Source organism: Parageobacillus sp. KH3-4 (genome assembly GCF_022846435.1).
GTDB classification, from domain to species: Bacteria; Bacillota; Bacilli; order Bacillales; family Anoxybacillaceae; genus Parageobacillus; species Parageobacillus thermoglucosidasius_A.
The window spans coordinates 2,568,621-2,586,309 of sequence record NZ_AP025627.1 but is presented as its reverse complement, the minus strand read 5'-3'; the positions used below and the strand labels follow the sequence as shown (position 1 = coordinate 2,586,309).

At 45.5% G+C, this 17,689-nt stretch carries 16 protein-coding genes; all 16 read left to right on the top strand.

The annotated features are described in order from the left end of the window. Positions 1-64 precede the first annotated feature (64 nt). The 16 genes from rpsO to MWM02_RS12915 all read left to right on the top strand — a co-directional run bounded on the left by rpsO (position 65) and on the right by MWM02_RS12915 (position 17,615). Complete coding sequence (rpsO, locus tag MWM02_RS12990) at positions 65-334, top strand: 30S ribosomal protein S15 (RefSeq protein ID WP_003251659.1); 270 nt, start codon at positions 65-67, stop codon at positions 332-334. A 159-nt stretch (positions 335-493) separates the two neighbouring features. Next, positions 494-2,632, top strand: a complete 2,139-nt coding sequence (gene pnp, locus MWM02_RS12985) for a polyribonucleotide nucleotidyltransferase (protein WP_244402193.1) — start codon at positions 494-496, stop codon at positions 2,630-2,632. A gap of 91 nt (positions 2,633-2,723) precedes the next feature. Beyond that, positions 2,724-3,686 carry a polysaccharide deacetylase family protein gene (locus MWM02_RS12980; protein ID WP_064550991.1) on the top strand — a complete coding sequence of 321 codons (963 nt, stop codon included), beginning with the start codon at positions 2,724-2,726 and terminating at the stop codon, positions 3,684-3,686. A gap of 13 nt (positions 3,687-3,699) precedes the next feature. Continuing rightward, positions 3,700-4,941, top strand: a complete 1,242-nt coding sequence (locus MWM02_RS12975; RefSeq protein WP_244402192.1) for a M16 family metallopeptidase — start codon at positions 3,700-3,702, stop codon at positions 4,939-4,941. A 105-nt stretch (positions 4,942-5,046) separates the two neighbouring features. Beyond that, positions 5,047-5,286 (top strand): YlmC/YmxH family sporulation protein, encoded by a 240-nt coding sequence (locus tag MWM02_RS12970; RefSeq protein WP_064550989.1) that lies wholly within the window; start codon positions 5,047-5,049, stop codon positions 5,284-5,286. 122 nt (positions 5,287-5,408) lie between these two features. After that, positions 5,409-6,311 (top strand): dipicolinic acid synthetase subunit A, encoded by a 903-nt coding sequence (dpaA, locus tag MWM02_RS12965; RefSeq protein WP_064550988.1) that lies wholly within the window; start codon positions 5,409-5,411, stop codon positions 6,309-6,311. Beyond that, positions 6,311-6,910 (top strand): dipicolinate synthase subunit B, encoded by a 600-nt coding sequence (locus MWM02_RS12960; protein WP_064550987.1) that lies wholly within the window; start codon positions 6,311-6,313, stop codon positions 6,908-6,910. Before dpaA ends, MWM02_RS12960 begins: the two co-directional genes overlap by 1 nt. Before the next feature lie 131 nt (positions 6,911-7,041). Next, positions 7,042-8,088: an aspartate-semialdehyde dehydrogenase gene (asd, locus tag MWM02_RS12955; protein WP_064550986.1), complete on the top strand. Its 1,047-nt coding sequence runs from the start codon at positions 7,042-7,044 to the stop codon at positions 8,086-8,088. 30 nt (positions 8,089-8,118) lie between these two features. After that, positions 8,119-9,354, top strand: a complete 1,236-nt coding sequence (dapG, locus tag MWM02_RS12950; protein WP_064550985.1) for an aspartate kinase — start codon at positions 8,119-8,121, stop codon at positions 9,352-9,354. A gap of 20 nt (positions 9,355-9,374) precedes the next feature. After that, entirely contained in the window at positions 9,375-10,247 is an 873-nt protein-coding gene (gene dapA, locus MWM02_RS12945) for a 4-hydroxy-tetrahydrodipicolinate synthase (protein WP_064550984.1), read from the top strand. A 145-nt stretch (positions 10,248-10,392) separates the two neighbouring features. After that, complete coding sequence (locus tag MWM02_RS12940) at positions 10,393-12,057, top strand: ribonuclease J (RefSeq protein WP_064550983.1); 1,665 nt, start codon at positions 10,393-10,395, stop codon at positions 12,055-12,057. A 110-nt stretch (positions 12,058-12,167) separates the two neighbouring features. Then, positions 12,168-12,899: a ClpP family protease gene (locus MWM02_RS12935; protein ID WP_064550982.1), complete on the top strand. Its 732-nt coding sequence runs from the start codon at positions 12,168-12,170 to the stop codon at positions 12,897-12,899. After that, positions 12,896-13,153 carry a YlzJ-like family protein gene (locus MWM02_RS12930; RefSeq protein ID WP_244402191.1) on the top strand — a complete coding sequence of 86 codons (258 nt, stop codon included), beginning with the start codon at positions 12,896-12,898 and terminating at the stop codon, positions 13,151-13,153. Before MWM02_RS12935 ends, MWM02_RS12930 begins: the two co-directional genes overlap by 4 nt. Positions 13,154-13,220: 67 nt before the next feature. Then, entirely contained in the window at positions 13,221-15,497 is a 2,277-nt protein-coding gene (locus tag MWM02_RS12925) for a DNA translocase FtsK (protein WP_275973736.1), read from the top strand. Positions 15,498-15,697: 200 nt separating this feature from the next. After that, the gene (locus MWM02_RS12920) at positions 15,698-16,429 is read left to right on the top strand and encodes a GntR family transcriptional regulator (RefSeq protein ID WP_064550980.1); all 732 of its coding nucleotides are present in this window, start codon (positions 15,698-15,700) and stop codon (positions 16,427-16,429) included. Between the two features lie 100 nt (positions 16,430-16,529). Continuing rightward, positions 16,530-17,615 carry a BMP family lipoprotein gene (locus MWM02_RS12915; protein ID WP_064550979.1) on the top strand — a complete coding sequence of 362 codons (1,086 nt, stop codon included), beginning with the start codon at positions 16,530-16,532 and terminating at the stop codon, positions 17,613-17,615. Positions 17,616-17,689: the final 74 nt, after the last annotated feature.

The following is a 17,689-nucleotide window of genomic DNA, read 5'->3' as shown; positions in this document are numbered from 1 at the left end:
GGCAAGTCGAGTCACCGCCGCTTGCTCGGTAATTGGGGTTTTATCAACGAGGAGGTGAACAAGGATGGCATTATCGCAAGAGCGTAAAAGAGAAATTATCGAACAGTTTAAAATTCATGAGAACGATACAGGTTCTCCGGAAGTGCAAATTGCTATCCTTACAGAGCAAATCAACAATTTGAATGAGCATTTGCGCGTTCATAAAAAAGACCATCATTCACGTCGCGGATTGCTGAAAATGGTTGGTAAACGCCGCAACTTATTGAATTACTTGCGCAATAAGGACATTACGCGCTATCGTGAATTGATTAACAAACTTGGATTACGTCGATAAAAAAAGCGGGAGCATTCCCGCTTTTTTGCTAGTTATATAGGCGATTTTTCGCTATGATTAAAATAAATGGGAAACTGATACATCGTCAATGATTCGTCTATACTACAATATATACATTCGTTATTCTCGATTTGTACATAGAGAGGAGTACTCACCTATATGGAGCAAGAAAAACGCGTTTTTTCCATAGACTGGGCCGGACGGCCGCTCGTTGTCGAAATTGGCGAGTTAGCCAAACAGGCGAACGGAGCGGTATTAGTCCGTTATGGTGACACGGTAGTATTAAGCACGGCAACGGCATCCAAAGAAGCGAAAAACGTCGACTTTTTCCCGCTGACGGTTAACTATGAGGAGCGTCTTTATGCAGTTGGCAAAATTCCGGGAGGATTTATTAAGCGGGAAGGACGTCCTAGCGAAAAAGCGATTTTAGCAAGCCGCTTGATTGACCGGCCGATTCGTCCGTTGTTTGCGGAAGGATTCCGCAATGAGGTGCAAATCGTTTCGATGGTGATGAGCGTCGATCAAGACTGCTCGCCGGAAATGGCGGCATTACTCGGCTCCTCCCTCGCGCTGACGATTTCCGATATTCCTTTTGAAGGACCGATTGCCGGCGTGACCGTTGGCCGTGTTGATGGAAAGTTTGTCATTAATCCGACGGTCGAACAATCGGAAAAAAGCGATATGCATCTCGTTGTCGCCGGAACGAAAGACGCGATTAACATGGTCGAGGCTGGCGCCGATGAAGTGCCGGAGGAAATCATGCTAGAAGCGATTATGTTCGGGCACGAAGACGTAAAACGGCTGATCGCTTTTCAAGAGGAAATCGCCGCCCAAGTCGGCAAAGAAAAAATGGAAGTTGTTTTGTATGAGCTCGATCCGCAGCTGGAGGCGGAAATCCGCCAGCTTGCCGAAGCGGATATTAAACGGGCGGTGCAAGTGCCGGAAAAATTGGCGCGCGATGCAGCGATTGAGGAAGTAAAAGCGGGCGTCGTTGCGAAATATGAAGAACAGGAAGCGGACGAGGAAACGCTAAAACAAGTGAATGAAATTTTACATAAGCTCGTCAAAGAAGAAGTAAGGCGGCTTATTACCGAAGAAAAAATTCGCCCAGACGGCCGAAAAGTGGATGAAATCCGCCCGCTCTCCTCAGCAGTCGGCGTCCTGCCGCGCACGCACGGTTCGGGCTTGTTTACGCGCGGGCAGACGCAAGTGCTCAGCGTTTGCACGTTAGGGGCGCTTGGCGATGTGCAAATATTGGACGGGCTCGGCATTGAAGAAACGAAACGGTTTATGCACCATTACAATTTCCCGCCGTTTTCCGTCGGCGAGACGGGGCCGATGCGCGGTCCGGGACGCCGCGAGATCGGACACGGCGCGCTTGGCGAACGGGCATTAGAGCCGGTCGTTCCGTCGGAAAAAGAGTTTCCGTATACGATCCGTCTCGTGTCGGAAGTGCTTGAATCGAACGGTTCCACTTCACAAGCAAGCATTTGCGCAAGCACGCTGGCGATGATGGACGCGGGCGTGCCGATTAAAGCGCCGGTGGCGGGAATTGCCATGGGGCTTGTGAAAAACGATGATCATTATACGATTTTAACTGACATTCAAGGAATCGAAGACCATCTTGGCGATATGGACTTTAAAGTGGCCGGCACGCGAAAAGGCGTTACCGCTTTACAAATGGATATCAAAATCAAAGGCTTAACCCGCGAAATTTTAGAGGAAGCGCTGCTGCAGGCAAGAAAAGGACGGATGGAAATTTTAGACCATATGATGCAAACGATTCGTGAGCCGCGTAAAGAGCTATCGAAATACGCGCCGAAAATTTTGACGATGCAAATTAATCCTGACAAAATTCGCGAGGTCATTGGACCGAGCGGCAAACAAATTAATAAAATTATTGACGAAACCGGCGTGAAGATCGATATTGAGCAAGACGGAACGATTTTTATCTCATCCGTCAATGAAGCGATGAACGAAAAAGCGAAGCAAATTATCGAAGATATCGTCCGCGAAGTCGAAGTCGGGCAGATTTATTTAGGAAAAGTGAAGCGCATTGAAAAATTTGGCGCATTTGTTGAATTGTTCAATGGCAAAGACGGGCTTGTCCATATTTCCGAATTGGCGGAAGAGCGTGTTGGAAGAGTCGAGGACGTCGTTTCGATTGGCGATGAAATTTTAGTAAAAGTAATGGAGATTGATAAACAAGGACGCGTTAATTTATCGCGAAAAGCAGTATTGCGCGAGCAAAAAGAAAAAAGAGGAAAACGGCCGGAACGGCATAGAATGAAGCCTTAGGATTGGTTCCTTAAGGCTTCTTTGTTGTGGTTTGGATAGTTCTATCTTGTCCCTTCTTCACATATTTGTAGTATAAAAAGGAGGGACAGGTGTGAACAGAAACGATACCCGCTATTTATCGGTAGCGATCATCTTTTTCTTTGCTTGGTTTATCGTCAGCCAGCCACCGGTAAACCAGTATATTGCCAGTTTACAAGAACAGAGCATGGCGGTGATGAAAGAAAACGATAAGCTGTATGCGGAAATTGTGGAAAAAGCAAAACGGTATGAAATTCCTCCGCAAGACGCGGTCATCGATAGAGTGTGGAAAGCGACACCCGGTTATAACGGATTAAAAGTAGATGTGCAAGCTTCGTATAAAAGCATGAAAAAGGAAGGAAAATTTGATGAACGGAAGCTTGTGTACAAACAAGTTTCCCCGCGCGTCCATTTGGATGATTTGCCGCCTGAAGCGATTTACCGGGGCCATCCAGATAAGCCGATGGTTGCGCTTCTGATCAATGTGGCGTGGGGAAATGAATATATTCCGAAAATGCTTGATATTTTAAAAAAGCATCATGTAAAGGCGACGTTTTTTTTGGAAGGTCGTTGGGTAAAAAATCACCCCGATATGGCAAAAATGATTGTGGACGCCGGCCACGAAATAGGGAATCATTCGTATAGCCATCCGGACTTAAAGACGCTCAGCAACGCAAAAATCCGCGAGGAACTAGTAAAAACGAATGAAGTTATTGAAGCGACAACTGGGGTGAAATGCAAATGGTTTGCCCCGCCAAGCGGCAGCTATCGTGATGATGTAGTGAAAATTGCTGCGGATTTAGACATGAAAACAATTATGTGGAGCGTCGATACAATTGATTGGCAAAATCCGTCGCCATCTGTTATAGTGAAACGGGTAATGTCCAAAGTTCATCGCGGTGCAATGATTTTGATGCATCCGACGCTGCCGACGGCGGAAGCGCTTGAGCCGCTTATTATATCGATTCAGCAAAAAGAATATGAAATTGGTGATGTGTCTGCATTACTAGACGAAAAGAGAATTGTAAGAAAATAGGAGGAACGTGGCGTTGATTAACAAACATACTTGTAAAAATGGCGTACGAATTGTGCTAGAACAAATTCCAACAGTGCGTTCTGTCTCGATCGGGGTGTGGATTGGAACAGGTTCACGCAATGAAACCGAGCAAAACAACGGAATTTCCCATTTTTTAGAACACATGTTTTTTAAAGGGACGAAAACGCGCACTGCAAAGGAGATTGCCGAAGCGTTTGACAGTATCGGCGGTCAAGTCAATGCGTTTACGTCGAAAGAATATACTTGCTATTACGCCAAAGTGCTGGATGAGCACGCATCATTTGCTCTCGAAATGTTAGCGGATATGTTTTTCCATTCCACGTTTGTTGACGAGGAATTGCAAAAAGAAAGAAATGTCGTGCTAGAAGAAATTAAAATGTACGAAGATACTCCGGATGATATCGTCCATGATTTATTAAGCAAAGCATGTTATGCGAACCATCCGCTTGGTTATCCAATTTTAGGAACGGAAGAAACGTTGCGCACGTTTACGGGGGATTCGTTGCGCGGATATATGGCTGATTATTATACCCCGGACCGTGTGGTGATTTCTGTTGCCGGCAATGTGGATGAAAGTTTTATTCAGCAAGTGGAAAGCTATTTCGGTTTTTTCACAGCGAAACGAAAAGCTAGTGAATCGCCAGCTCCATTATTTCAGCCGCAAAAATTAGCGCGTCAAAAAGATACGGAACAAGCGCATTTATGCATCGGATTTAACGGGCTTCCCGTCGGCCATCCGGATATTTACACATTGATTATTTTAAATAATATTTTAGGTGGCAGCATGAGCAGTCGGCTTTTTCAAGAAGTTCGTGAACAGCGCGGTTTAGCGTACTCGGTCTTTTCTTATCACTCTTCTTATCAAGATAGCGGCTTATTAGCAATTTACGCTGGGACAGGCAACAATCAGCTTGATTTGTTATTTGAAACCATTCAAGAAACCATCGATAAATTAAAAGAGGACGGGATTACTGAAAAAGAGCTGAAAAACAGCAAAGAACAGATGAAAGGAAGTTTAATGTTAGGGTTAGAAAGCACGAATAGCCGGATGAGCCGAAACGGCAAAAACGAATTGCTGCTCGGGCGCCATCGCACGCTTGATGAGATTATTGAAGAAATTAATAGCGTCACTGTAGAAAAAGTAAATGAACTTGCGTGCCGCATTTTTGCTGAAGATTGTGCGCTCGCTTTAATTAGCCCGAGCGGTCGATTGCCGAGTCGAATTCGTTCGTAAGCAACCGTTTATCGCACGACGGTTGCGCAATGCCTGCTAAAAAAAATGCAGGCATTTTTTTATTTCCCCCATCTTACAATAATAGAAAGGAAGGGGGGATATGCAGTGAGGCTAAGCGAGTTAAGCGGCAAGGAAATTGTCGATGCAAGACGCGCCGAACGGCTCGGGGTGTTGGGGCAGACGGATTTGGAAATTAATGAGCAAACCGGGAAAATTCAAGCGTTGCTTATTCCAACGGGAAGATGGTTCCGGTTTCGGAAAGATGGAAATGAAATTCGCGTTCCGTGGAAATATATAAAAAAAATTGGCACGGACATGATTATTATCGATTTTCCCGAACAATGACGGCGATCGCCAAAGGCGGTCGCTTTTCTTTTTTAGGATATTCACCTATATTTCCCTTTTTACATAAGATGTGAAAGGAAATGAGGATGAAAGAATAAGTTTCGCGTAAAGAAGGTGAGCAGATGATGCTAACAGGCATGCATGTTGCTATTATCGGCGGGGACGCGCGGCAATTGGAAGTGATTCGCAAATTAATTGAATTGGATGCTAAATTATCTTTAGTTGGTTTTGACCAATTGGCACATCATTTTATGGGCGCAACGAAGCTACGAATCGAGGAAGTGGATTTTGCTAACTTAGATGCGATTATTTTGCCAGTTCATGGAACAACGTTGGAAGGAAAAGTAAATACCGTATTTTCACACGAGCAAATCCCGTTTACAGAAGAAATGCTGTTAAAAACAGCGAAACATTGCACTGTCTATACAGGAATAAGCAACCGCTATTTAGACGACTTAATGAAAGCAGTTGACCGTAAATACGTCCAATTATTTGAACGCGATGATGTCGCGATCTACAACTCGATCCCGACCGCAGAGGGAGCCGTCATGATTGTCATTCAGCATACCGATTTTACGATTCATGGGTCACGTGTAGCGGTTCTTGGGCTTGGTCGCATTGGTATGACGGTCGCTCGCACATTTGCCGCTCTCGGCGCAAAAGTGAAAGTAGGGGCGCGCCGTTCCGAGCATCTTGCCCGCATTATGGAAATGGGGCTTGCCCCTTTTCACCTTAATGATTTAGAAAAAGAAGTGCAAGATATCGATATTTGCATTAATACCGTTCCACATTTTATTGTAACGGCAAGTGTCATTGCGAAGATGCCGGCGCATACGCTTATCGTTGATTTGGCTTCAAAGCCGGGCGGCACCGATTTTCGCTACGCCGAAAAGCGAGGGGTGAAAGCGATTCTCGCGCCAGGGCTTCCGGGAGTCGTCGCGCCAAAAACGGCGGGGCAAATTATCGCGAATGTCCTTTCGCAACTACTATATGCGGATTTGCAAAAAAGAAAGGGGAATGGATAATGAGTTTAAGAGGAAAACGAATCGGATTCGGGTTGACAGGTTCTCATTGCACGTATGATGCGGTCATGCCGGAAATTGAAAAATTGGTAAAAGAAGGAGCGGAGGTGCTACCCATTGTTACCTATACGGTAAAAACGACAGACACTCGCTTTGGCGAAGGAGAAGAATGGGTGAAAAGGCTGGAAGAAATAACAGGCAACGAAGTCATTGATACGATCGTCAAGGCAGAGCCGCTTGGTCCGAAAGTTCCTCTCGATTGCATGGTTATTGCACCGCTGACAGGAAACTCGATGAGCAAACTTGCCAACGCGATGACAGATTCCCCTGTATTGATGGCGGCAAAGGCGACGATGCGCAACCATCGTCCGGTTGTCCTTGGCGTTTCCACAAACGATGCGTTAGGATTAAACGGGGTAAATTTAATGCGCCTAATGGCGGCGAAAAATATTTATTTTATTCCGTTCGGTCAAGATGCTCCGCACACAAAACCGAATTCAATGGTGGCAAAAATGTCGCTTTTGCGCGATACCGTTCTTGCCGCTTTGGAAGGAAGACAGCTTCAGCCAGTCATCATTGAGAAGTTCCGCGATGAGATGTGAGATAAGCCATCGGTAGAAAATTCATTCGTATGCATAAAAATTTTCTCTCCTTATAAAGTGGAATATGGTAAAATAAAAACTATAAATTTACCAAAGCGATTTGAGTGATTATGCGGAAGGAGAAATGGTTTATGGAACAAAGACGCTTTCACGTCGCAGTTGTAGGAGCAACAGGTGCAGTTGGCCAGCAAATGGTACAAACGCTCGAAAATAGAAACTTTCCAGTTGGAAAACTGACTTTATTATCGTCGGAACGTTCTGCAGGCAAAAAAATGCGCTTTCGCGATGAAGAAATCGAAGTGCAAGTAGCGACTCCGGAAAGTTTTGCCGGGGTGGATATCGCCCTGTTTAGCGCAGGCGGCTCTGTCTCAAAAGCATTGGCGCCGGAAGCGGTGAAACGCGGGGCGATCGTGATCGACAACACAAGCGCGTTTCGCATGGACGAAAACGTACCGCTTGTTGTTCCAGAAGTGAACGAAAACGATTTAACATGGCATAACGGCATTATCGCCAATCCAAACTGCTCGACAATCCAAATGGTTGTTGCCCTGGAACCGATTCGCCAAGCGTTCGGTCTAAAACGAGTGATCGTTTCCACGTATCAAGCTGTATCTGGTGCCGGGGCGCAAGCGATTGAGGAACTAAAGGCGCAAGCGAAAGCGGTGTTAAACGGCGAGCCGGTCGTTTCAGAAATTTTACCGGTAAAATCGGATCGCAAACATTATCAAATCGCGTTTAACGCCATCCCGCAAATTGACAAATTCCAAGAGAACGGCTTTACGTTTGAAGAAATGAAAATGATTAATGAAACGAAAAAAATCATGCATATGCCAGAGCTGCAAGTGGCGGCAACATGTGTGCGCATTCCGGTTGTCAGCGGCCATTCCGAATCGGTATATATCGAAATTGAAAAAGACGGCGTCAGCGCAGACGACATTAAAGCGGTATTAAAAGATGCCCCGGGCGTCATTTTGCAAGATGACCCGAGCGAGCAAGTATATCCAATGCCGGTTGACTGCGCTGGCAAATATGATGTGTTCGTCGGGCGCATTCGCAAAGATTTAGACGATGATCGGGCGTTCCATTTATGGGTCGTATCGGATAATTTATTAAAAGGTGCGGCATGGAACTCTGTGCAAATCGCGGAAAGTTTAATTAAACTAGGACTTGTAAAATAAAAGAGGAGCGAATGGCATCGAGGTGTTAACATGAAAATTATCGTCCAGAAATTTGGCGGCACATCCGTCCGCGATGACCGCGGACGTGATTTCGCCCGCAGGCATATTGAAAAAGCGCTGGAAGACGGCTATAAAGTAGTTGTTGTCGTCTCGGCGATGGGGCGGAAAGGGGAGCCATACGCAACTGATACGCTCCTTAGCCTCATCGGCGGAGCCGACAATTACGTTACGAAGCGCGAACAAGATATGCTGATGGCTTGTGGTGAAATTATTTCCAGCGTTGTTTTTACAAACCTATTAAACAAGCATGGAATAAAAGCAACCGCATTTACCGGTGCACAAGCAGGATTTCGCACAAACAGCGACCACACGAACGCAAAAATTATTGAAATGCGCTGCGAACGCGTGTTGGAAGCGTTGAACGAATACGACGTCGTTGTCGTTGCCGGCTTTCAAGGAGCAGCGGAAAATGGCGATATTACTACGCTTGGCCGCGGCGGAAGCGATACGTCCGCGGCGGCGCTCGGCGCGGCGCTAAACGCCGAATGGGTCGATATTTTTACCGATGTCGAGGGGGTTATGACCGCCGATCCGCGCATTGTCGAAAACGCCCGCCCGCTCGATGTCGTCACATACACAGAAATTTGCAACATGGCCTATCAAGGGGCAAAAGTCATTCATCCACGCGCCGTCGAAATTGCGATGCAGGCAAAAATTCCTCTGCGCGTTCGTTCAACATATTCTGATTCTTTAGGGACGCTTGTCACATCCTCGATCCGTTCGAAGAAAGGAAGCGATGTAAGAGAACGGTTAGTGACAGGCATCACTTACGTTTCCAACATTACGCAAATTAAAGTGCAGGCAAAAGAAGGACATTACGAATTGCAGTCTGACGTTTTTAAGGCGATGGCAAATGAAGAAATTAGCGTCGATTTTATTAACATTTCGCCAAACGGTGTTGTTTATACGGTTTCCGGCGAAATGACAGAGCGGGCGGTCGCTGCTCTGCGCCGCATTGGCTATGAACCGATCGTGACGACGGGATGCGCGAAAGTATCTACCGTCGGTGCAGGGATCGCCGGCGTCCCTGGAGTGACGGCAAAAATCGTTACGGCTCTTTCGGAACAAGGAATTCAAATTTTGCAATCAGCCGATAGCCATACGACCATCTGGGTATTAGTGAAAGAAGAAGATATGAAAAAAGCGGTGAACGCGCTACATGACGCGTTTCACCTCTCCGAGGAGCCAACGGGGGAATACGATTAATGGAGTGAGGAGTGAAAGCATTGGTTCAATTTGGTAAAATCGTGACAGCGATGGTAACGCCGTTTGATCGCAAAGGAAATGTCGATTTTGCGAAGACGACAAAGCTTATCGACTATTTGCTTGAAAACGGAACCGACTCGCTCGTTGTTGCCGGAACGACAGGCGAATCGCCAACGTTAACCACGGAAGAAAAAGTCGCTTTGTTCCGCCATGTCGTTTCCGTCGTGAACGGGCGAGTCCCGGTGATTGCCGGAACGGGAAGCAACAATACGCGCGCATCGATTGAACTGACGAAAAAAGCGGAGGAAATTGGCGTCGACGCTGTGATGTTGGTAGCGCCATACTATAATAAACCGAATCAGGAAGGATTGTATCAACATTTCAAAGCGATTGCCGAAAGCACGTCGCTTCCGGTGATGCTTTACAACATTCCTGGGCGTTCAGTCGTGAACATTTCTGTCGATACAATTGTTCGCCTATCGGAAATTCCAAATATCGTCGCCGTGAAAGACGCGAGCGGCAATTTGGATGCGATGACGGAAATTATTGCCCGCACGCGCGATGACTTTCTCCTTTACAGCGGCGACGACGGCATTACGCTTCCGGTATTGTCGATTGGCGGAGCTGGCGTTGTGTCCGTTGCTTCCCATATTATCGGCAATGAAATGCAGCAAATGATCGCCGCTTTTGAAGCTGGCGAGCTTGCCAAAGCGGCGAAGCTGCATCAAAAACTGTTGCCGATTATGAAAGGGCTGTTTGCCGCGCCAAATCCTGTACCGGTAAAAACGGCGCTGCAGCTAAAAGGATTAGATGTCGGTTCCGTTCGTCTGCCGCTCGTCCCGCTTACCGAACAAGAGCGCATCGAACTAATGAACCTATTAAACACACTATGATCAAAAAACCAACCCACGTAAAGTGGGTTGGTTTTTTTGTGAAAAAAGCACTCCATCATCAATCTTGTATTCAAAAACTCCCATCAGTTATAATAAAATCAAGTGACTTTGAGCGGGTTAGTAATCATCATAGGAGGACGTAGCATTGAGAACGAAACAAGTAGAGAAAATAAGGATTTTTTCCCTTGGGGGAGTCGGGGAGATCGGCAAGAATATGTATGTGGTTGAGCTGGATGACGACATATTTGTCATCGACGCCGGTGTCATGTTTCCAGAAGACGAGATGCTTGGCATTGATAAAGTAATCCCCGACATTAGCTATCTCGTTGAACGCCAAGACCGCATTAAAGCAATTTTTTTAACACACGGACACGAGGAACATATCGGCGCCATTGCCTATGTGCTAAAAAAAATTACGGTGCCAGTGTACGGAACGAAGCTTACGTTAGGATTGGCGGAATCGATTTTAAAGGAACAAGGAATTACAAATGCGAAACTGATCGAAGTTCGCTCCGATTCGGAAATTTTCTTTGATAAGGCCAAAGTGACGTTTTTCCGAACGATTCACAGCATTCCCGATTCGGTTGGAATTAGCATTCATACGTCCCAAGGCGCCATTGTCTATACGAGCGACTTTAAATTTGACCAGACTCCATACGGCAAAAATCGAGCGGATTTGGGGAAAATGGCGCAAATTGGCGAACAAGGGGTACTTTGCTTATTATCTGATAGCACAAATGCGGAAAGACCGGGATATACGGGATCGGATACGATTGTAGCCCAGGAAATTGCCGATGTGATTTATAATGCGGACGGTCGGGTGTTTGTTGCTTGTTATGCGTCAAACGTTACAAGAATTCAACAAGTATTGCATGCGGCAAAGCAGTATGGACGGAAAGTTGCCGTTGTGGGGAAAACGTTGCATAAAGTGATGGATATTGCTGTTCGGCTAGGATATTTGCATCTTCCAGAAAAAGTGACTATTTCTATTTATGACATTGATCGCTACGATGATAAAGAATTGATTATTTTGACAACCGGCGGGCATGGCGAGCCGATGAGCGCATTAGCTCGCATGGCAAAGCAGGCGCACAAGCAAGTCAACATCAAAAAAGGAGATACCGTCATCGTTGCGGCATCGGTGATGCCAGGATATGAATTAGTATTTTCCAAAACGATTGATTCGTTGTATCGCGCCGGAGCGAATGTCATTTACCGCGAGAGAAAAGTGCATGTTTCTGGACACGGATGTCAGGAAGAATTAAAGTTAATGCTTAATTTAATGAAACCGAAATATTTTATTCCTGTTCACGGCGAATATCGGATGCAAAAGGCGCACGCCAATCTTGCGAAAGCGGTTGGCATCTCCGAAGAAAGAACGTTTTTGATCGACAAAGGGGATGTCATTGAGTTTCGTAACGGTGTGGCACGTCCTGGTGGAAAAGTTCCGTACGGCAACATTTTAATTGATGGTCTTGGCATTGGCGATGTTGGCAATATCGTGTTAAGAGATCGGCGTCTTCTCTCGCAAGACGGGATTTTAATCGTTGTCGTTACATTAAACAAAGAATTGAAAAAAATTATCGCGGGACCGGAAATTATTTCGCGCGGTTTTGTCTATGTAAGAGAATCCGAAACATTGCTTGATGAAGCGACGAAAATCGTAGCAAATATCGTGAATAAATGTTTGCAAACTTATGTGATCGAATGGTCTTCGTTAAAATCAAACATTCGCGAAGCATTGAGCCAATTTTTATTTGAAAAAACGAAACGCAAACCAATGATTTTGCCAATTATTATGGAAGTATAATACAATCATGCTCAAAGTCAACGAACCATGCCGATAGGAGTTTCCTATCGGCATTTTTCTTTTCCAGTTCGAGCATACTAAATGTATGATGGAAAGAAAGGAGAATGTGTATGGAAAAAGAAAGCTACATACAATCGGAAGAAGAACAAGAAACGAAAGATGAGCAAGCAACATCGGCGATTCAACAGCTAGGTCAAACAAACGTTCCGCAAATGGCGCCTGATACGAACATTCACTGTTTGACGATTGTCGGGCAAATTGAGGGGCATATTCAACTGCCGCCGCAAAATAAAACGACAAAATACGAACATGTTATTCCGCAAATTGTTGCGATTGAGCAAAATCAAAACATCGAAGGGCTGCTCGTGATTTTAAATACGGTAGGCGGAGATGTCGAAGCGGGATTAGCCATCGCGGAAATGCTCGCTTCTTTATCAAAGCCGACCGTTTCGATCGTGTTAGGCGGCGGCCATTCGATTGGTGTGCCGATTGCCGTTTCTTGCGATTATTCATTTATTACCGAAACGGCAACGATGACGATTCATCCTATTCGCTTGACTGGGTTAGTCATAGGCGTTCCGCAAACGTTTGAATATTTGGATAAAATGCAAGAGCGGGTTGTCCGGTTTGTTACAAAACATTCAAAAATTACGGAAGAAAAGTTTAAGGAGCTTATGTTTTCCAAAGGAAATTTAACGCGCGATATCGGCACGAACGTTGTCGGCCCTGATGCGGTGAAATACGGGCTTATTAATGAAGTCGGCGGCGTTTCCAAAGCGATGGACAAGTTGCGCGAGCTGATTGAACTGAATAAATCAGGTGAAGGGAAGATGATCCAATGATTTTATATACGATCATGCCGGAGCATCTTGTTTTCCAAACGGCGGCGGAAGAGTATGAAAAACAGACAATGGTATATTACGATGAAATTCCGTTTCTCGTGCAAAAGACGGAAACAAACGAATACGAAATAGTCCGAAATTTAAGCACGAATCCGCTTCACTTTTTAGAACAAAAATACGCGCCGGGAACAAGATTCCCGATGTCGGTTGCAACACGTAATGAATTCCGCGGCCATTCATGGTATAATAAATGAACAAACGGAAAAAAGCAGCCAAATTTGGCTGCTTTTTTCCCATCTTTCAGTTTGTTTATTGGAGTGAATGATTGTGGCAAAACGGAAACGGCAAAAAAAAGCGAGACGGTCGAAGCGGCATTGGAAAGAAACGTTTCAATTGGAGCTGATCGGCCTTGCGATGTTGGCAATTTCCGTCATCGCGATGGCGCGCCTTGGGCTAGTCGGCAAGACGCTCGTATTCATCGCGCGCTTTTTCTTTGGAGAATGGTATATGCTATTATTTGTAGCCTTATTTCTATTGTCGTTTTATATCATTTGGAAGCGGCGATGGCCTTCGTTTACCCATCGAGTTCTCCTCGGTTCATATATTATCGTTTCATCACTGTTATTGCTTAGTCATGAAACGTTATTCGATTTGCTGTCCCGGAACGGCCAATTTGATCCTAGCGTCATTCGCACGACATGGGAATTGTTTTGGGGCGAAGTGCGCGGCGGATCGGCTGATGCCGATTTAGGCGGCGGGATGATCGGCGCATTTTTCTTTGCCGCCAGTTATCAATTATTTGATGCACTCGGCACAAAATGGATTTGTTTTTTCCTCTTTGTCATCGGAGTCGTTTTCATTACGGGAAAATCGTTGCGTGAAACAGTCGGAAAAGCGGTTATGATACTTGCGTCTTTCCTGCAGCGGCAATGGCAAGCGTTTATTGTCGACGTAAAACGTTGGGGCGGTAAAGCGCAGAAACGGAAACGGCGCAAAACTAAAACACCGGAACCGATCGCGCAGCAAGAGGGGGAAACGTTCTCTCCGCCGCCGATTATTTCCGATTTTACTGCCGCGCGCTCGAATGAGATAGAACAAGAACGAGAGCAAGAAAAGGCGGAAAGCGCGGAGGAAGAAGAGTCTCCGCCGCTTGCGTTTTCCGAAATGGAAAATGCCGATTATCAGCTTCCGCCGCTTGATTTGCTCCGCCTTCCGAAACAAACAAGCCAAGCGAAAGATCATGCGAACATTTACGCAAATGCGCGCAAGCTGGAAAAAACATTTCAAAGCTTTGGCGTAAAGGCGAAAGTGACGCAAGTGCATCTTGGGCCCGCGGTCACGAAATATGAAGTATATCCGGACGTTGGCGTGAAAGTCAGTAAAATTGTTAGTTTAAGCGACGACCTTGCGCTAGCCCTTGCTGCGAAGGACATTCGCATTGAAGCGCCGATTCCGGGAAAATCGGCGATCGGCATTGAAGTGCCAAATGAAGAAATTGCGACCGTTTCTTTAAGGGAAGTGCTGGAAGCGATTGACCATTACAAACAAGAGGCGAAACTATTAATTCCGTTAGGCCGTGACATTTCCGGAGAAGTTGTTGTTGCCGAGCTGAATAAAATGCCGCATTTATTAATCGCCGGAGCAACCGGAAGCGGCAAAAGCGTATGTATTAACGGAATCATCATAAGCTTGCTTATGCGCACAAAGCCGCATGAAGTAAAATTGATGATGATTGACCCGAAAATGGTGGAATTAAGTGTATATAACGGCGTACCGCATTTATTGGCCCCGGTTGTGACGAATCCAAAAAAAGCGTCGCAAGCGCTAAAAAAAGTGGTACAGGAAATGGAAAGACGATATGAATTATTTTCACATACAGGCACGCGAAATATCGAAGGGTATAATGAATATGTACGGCGCCATAATCAAGAATCGGAAGAAAAACAACCGCTTCTTCCTTACATCGTTGTCATCATTGATGAGCTGGCGGATTTAATGATGGTCGCTTCTTCCGATGTCGAGGATTCGATTACGCGTTTGGCGCAAATGGCGCGCGCGGCGGGAATCCATCTCATTATTGCGACACAGCGCCCTTCCGTTGACGTCATTACCGGCGTCATTAAGGCAAACATTCCGTCGCGGATCGCTTTTAGCGTTTCTTCTCAAACTGACTCACGGACGATTTTGGATATGGGAGGAGCGGAAAAACTGCTTGGTCGCGGCGATATGCTATTTTTGCCGATGGGTGCTTCCAAGCCGGTGCGCGTGCAAGGGGCGTTTGTTTCCGATGAAGAAGTCGAAGAGGTTGTCGATTTTGTTATTTCCCAGCAAAAAGCACAATACTATGAAGAAATGATGGTAAACGAAGAGAATAATGATGGCGAAGAATTCGAGGATGAATTGTACGAGGAAGCGGTCCGGCTTGTTGTCGAGATGCAAAGCGCTTCTGTTTCCATGCTGCAGCGGCGCTTTCGCATCGGCTATAATCGCGCGGCGCGTCTCATTGATGCGATGGAAGCGCGCGGAGTCGTTGGTCCGTACGAAGGAAGCAAGCCTCGCGCCGTGCTCATCTCGAAAGAAAATGTAAAAACATCATAGGAAACAGGCAATGTGTTGCCTGTTTCCTTAAAAATATGTCACATTGAAATCGTTTTCAATTGTTTTTTTGCTTTCATCGACAAAATTTTTATTTGCTATTTATTTATTCAAAAAAAAATGGTATAGTAATTTCGAAAAGGCTACATGTCTAACGTCAGAGGTCTGATATCTGCAAAATGGAAAAATGGGGGCTTTTTACAATGTCCATTAAATCAGACAACCGCCACCTATATTTACAAGTGATTGATCGAATTAAGCATGATATCGAAACAGGAGTGTATAAAGAAAAGCAAAAGCTTCCCTCGGAATTTGAATTAGCGAAGCAGCTAGGGGTCAGCCGCGCGACATTGCGAGAAGCGTTGCGCGTTTTGGAAGAAGAAAACGTTATCATTCGCCGGCATGGTGTCGGAACGTTTGTGAACTCGAGACCGCTATTCACGTCGGGGATCGAACAGCTAAACAGCGTCACCGATATGATCCGGCAGGCGGGACGAAAGCCTGGGACGATCTTTTTATCTTCTTCGGTGCAACAGCCGACGGAGGATGACATGCGGAAATTTCGTTGCTCGGCGGACGATGACATTCTTTTAATTGAGCGCGTCCGCACCGCTGACGGGGAACCTGTCGTCTATTGTATTGATAAAATTTTATGCAAATATTTGCCGAAAGGAATTTCTTATGAGCAGGAGTCCTTGTTCGAAAATTTACATAATCAGGCGAACCGCGATATCGCTTATGCTATAGCCCGCATCGAACCGCTCGGTTATCATGAGAAAGTTTCGCCAATTTTGCAATGCGAACCGGAAACTGCGTTGCTCGTCTTAAAGCAGATGCACTTTGATAAAAGTGATGAACCGATTTTTTATTCGATTAACTATTTCCGCTCTGATAAATTTAGCTTCCATGTGCTGCGAAAACGGCTTAACTTTTAAGGAGGTGACATCCATAAGGGATATTAGGATAATTTCATCATCATAATAAATGAAGATGCAAAAGCATCACATCTTTTATTGGATTAGGGGGTATTTTGTAATGAAAAAACGATTTGGCTTCGCCCTTTCCCTTGTTTTGACGACAGGCATGCTCTTAAGTGCATGTGGCGGGCAAGGGGGCGATAATGCCGGCGGCAAAGACACGTTTAGCGTCGCGATGGTAACAGATGTTGGCGGTATTGACGACAAATCTTTTAACCAATCGGCTTGGGAAGGATTGCAAAAATTCGGAAAAGATAATGGGATGAAAAAAGGCAGAGGCGGTTACGATTACTTGCAGTCATCTAGCGACGCCGATTATGCGACGAACTTAAATAAACTTGTGCGCAGCGATTTTGATGTCATTTATGGAATCGGATATTTAATGGGAGATGCTGTAAAAGAAATTGCTGAACAAAATCCAAAAAAGCATTTTGCGATCGTTGACACGGTCGTTGATGAGCCAAATGTGGCGAGCATTACGTTTAAAGAGCACGAAGGTTCGTTTCTTGTCGGTGTTGTGGCAGGATTAACGACGAAAACGAATAAAATCGGCTTTATCGGTGGGATGGAAATTCCATTAATTGAAAAGTTTGAAAGCGGATTCCGTGCAGGAGTAAAGGCGGTTAATCCGAATGCCAAAGTGGAAGTGCAATATGCCGGCGCGTTTGACCAAGCCGATAAAGGAAAAGCGATTGCATCGAGCATGTATGCTTCCGGCATCGACGTCATTTACCATGCCGCTGGCGGAACAGGAAACGGCGTGTTCTCGGAAGCGAAAGACTTGAAAAAGAAAGATCCGAACCGCGAAATTTGGGTGATTGGCGTTGACAAAGACCAATCTCCAGAAGGCGTTGTGAAAGTAGGCGGAAAAACATATAACGTGACATTAACATCGATGGTGAAACGGGTCGATGTTGCCGTATATGACGTGGCAAAACGCTCCAAAGAAGGCGATTTCCCTGGCGGAAAAACGCTTGAATACGGCCTTCCGGAAAACGGAGTCGGCATTGCCTCAACGCAAGACAACATTAAGCCAGAAGTGTTAAAAGCGGTCGATGAATGGAAGCAAAAAATCATTAAAGGTGAAGTAAAAGTTCCAATGACCCGCAAAGAATATAAACAATTTGAAGCATCCTTAAAATAACTGAATAAAAAGGCTAGTGTCTCCGCTAGCCTTTTTGTTCGCTCAAAAATCGTAAAATGAAAGGTCGCAATTCA

Excerpts from the sequence above, each read along its gene's own strand:
- rpsO (WP_003251659.1), top strand. The coding sequence starts at position 65 with ATGGCATTATCGCAAGAGCGTAAAAGAGAAATTATCGAACAGTTTAAA.
- pnp (WP_244402193.1), top strand. The coding sequence starts at position 494 with ATGGAGCAAGAAAAACGCGTTTTTTCCATAGACTGGGCCGGACGGCCG.
- dpaA (WP_064550988.1), top strand. The coding sequence starts at position 5,409 with ATGATGCTAACAGGCATGCATGTTGCTATTATCGGCGGGGACGCGCGG.
- MWM02_RS12960 (WP_064550987.1), top strand. The coding sequence starts at position 6,311 with ATGAGTTTAAGAGGAAAACGAATCGGATTCGGGTTGACAGGTTCTCAT.
- asd (WP_064550986.1), top strand. The coding sequence starts at position 7,042 with ATGGAACAAAGACGCTTTCACGTCGCAGTTGTAGGAGCAACAGGTGCA.
- dapG (WP_064550985.1), top strand. The coding sequence starts at position 8,119 with ATGAAAATTATCGTCCAGAAATTTGGCGGCACATCCGTCCGCGATGAC.
- MWM02_RS12935 (WP_064550982.1), top strand. The coding sequence starts at position 12,168 with ATGGAAAAAGAAAGCTACATACAATCGGAAGAAGAACAAGAAACGAAA.
- MWM02_RS12930 (WP_244402191.1), top strand. The coding sequence starts at position 12,896 with ATGATTTTATATACGATCATGCCGGAGCATCTTGTTTTCCAAACGGCG.
- MWM02_RS12925 (WP_275973736.1), top strand. The coding sequence starts at position 13,221 with ATGATTGTGGCAAAACGGAAACGGCAAAAAAAAGCGAGACGGTCGAAG.
- MWM02_RS12920 (WP_064550980.1), top strand. The coding sequence starts at position 15,698 with ATGTCCATTAAATCAGACAACCGCCACCTATATTTACAAGTGATTGAT.
- MWM02_RS12915 (WP_064550979.1), top strand. The coding sequence starts at position 16,530 with ATGAAAAAACGATTTGGCTTCGCCCTTTCCCTTGTTTTGACGACAGGC.